We start from the raw sequence: 1,538 nt of genomic DNA on the forward strand, positions 1-1,538 counted from the left end.
GGCGTATCCGATGCTTGCCATGCCGCTCCCCCGCAGTCCCATCAAAGGCAATAATTCCGATTCCTGAGAATATCAGAAGTAAGACATATTAATGAGACGAGGCAGGCTCTCCAGAAAGCGCCACTTTGTCTCATTTCGAGCGACGGCGGCTGCGGAGAACTTGCCGTCTCAACAGACGATCCTTTCCTGAGACCGGTACGCCAGCTCCCCTCCGGGCCGACGCGGGCTCTGGCGCGGTGGGCTGCGCAGTCCTAGCATGGGCCCAGTAAGTGCTTCCGGACCGTCGGGCCCGCTGGAAGGAGCCGTGATGGCAGCATTGCCGCAGGATACCCCGCTCCCGGACCTTGCCGCGGCCTTCCGCGACGCGTTCGCCGCCCATCCCGCGCCGGTCTCGATTGTCACCGCTGCCGGACCGCACGGGCCGGCAGGAATCACCGCGTCTTCGGTGATTTCCGTGTCCGCCGAACCCCCTGTCCTCGCGTTTTCCATTGCCGCCGGCAGCGAGTCCGGAGCCGCCCTGCTGGCAGGTGGAGGCCTTGCCGTGCACCTGCTCACCACCGCCAACCACAAACTTGCCGAACTGTTCGCACGGCCCGGCTCGCGCCGCTTCGGATTCGACATGGACTGGTATCCAGGGCCAGCGGGCGAACCGATCATCCGCGGCGTCGGCACTGTCCTTCGGTGCAGGCCCCTTGACCGGATGCCCGCCGGAACCGGCACAGTCGTGGCCGCCCAGGTCCTCCAGGTGCTCGACGGCGGCTCGTTCGCCGCGCCGCTGCTCTACCACCGCCGAACCTATTACGCCCTGGACCCATGGTCCGCCCTACGCTCCCGGAACGGATCACAGACCCGGCAGTAAACAGACACCGCCTTCCGGAGTGCCTGCCCTACGCCCTGTCCGTTCACGGCATTAACGGCTCAGCGACCCAAGGTTACGAGCCTTTTGAATTCACGCGCCTAACGCTTTGGATTCCGCGGCTCCTGACATCCTTCTCGAATAAAGGCAGATCAAACCTTCCCTGCCCTCGTCAGGCCTCTCCCCCATTGGTACATTGTGCGAACGATCCGCATCCAGCGGGCCGGGGGAAGTTCGCACCGATCGGAAGGCACACCTTATGACCAGCAGCAACTATCCGCAAAGCAATGCCGGACCGGAAATGTATCCACCGGCACAGCCAAACAGAACGAACGGCCTGGCGATTGCCTCGCTCGTCTCATCCTTCTTCATCAGCCTGCTCGGCATCATTCTGGGACACATCGCCCTCAACCAGATCAAGCGCACCGGAGAAGGCGGGCGCGGATTGGCCATCGCAGGTCTCATCATCGGTTACATCGGCCTGGTCCTGGGCATCATCTTTTTCATCAGCTTCATGGGCATGGCCGCAAGCCAGGCCTAGAGCACGCAGTACATAGGACCCCAGGGCGGCGAAGCCCGGAAAATTCCGGCTTCACCGCCCTGGCTCCATCCTGTCCATATTGCCCGGCTCCGGCCCGCGCGTCGTAACGCTTCCCGGCCTGTCAAAAACCTGCATCGCATG

Annotated in this window: 2 protein-coding genes; both read left to right on the top strand. The window is 63.1% G+C overall.

The genetic code is table 11. The annotated features are described in order from the left end of the window. Positions 1-307: 307 nt before the first annotated feature. Positions 308-859, top strand: coding sequence for a flavin reductase family protein (locus tag AC5RVV_RS17325; RefSeq protein ID WP_493986761.1), 552 nt, complete (start codon positions 308-310; stop codon positions 857-859). A gap of 256 nt (positions 860-1,115) precedes the next feature. Beyond that, positions 1,116-1,397 carry a DUF4190 domain-containing protein gene (locus AC5RVV_RS17330; protein WP_494002600.1) on the top strand — a complete coding sequence of 94 codons (282 nt, stop codon included), beginning with the start codon at positions 1,116-1,118 and terminating at the stop codon, positions 1,395-1,397. Positions 1,398-1,538: the final 141 nt, after the last annotated feature.

It is taken from the genome of Arthrobacter sp. MDT2-34-1, assembly GCF_059091365.1.

Excerpts from the sequence above, each read along its gene's own strand:
- AC5RVV_RS17325 (WP_493986761.1), top strand. The coding sequence starts at position 308 with ATGGCAGCATTGCCGCAGGATACCCCGCTCCCGGACCTTGCCGCGGCC.
- AC5RVV_RS17330 (WP_494002600.1), top strand. The coding sequence starts at position 1,116 with ATGACCAGCAGCAACTATCCGCAAAGCAATGCCGGACCGGAAATGTAT.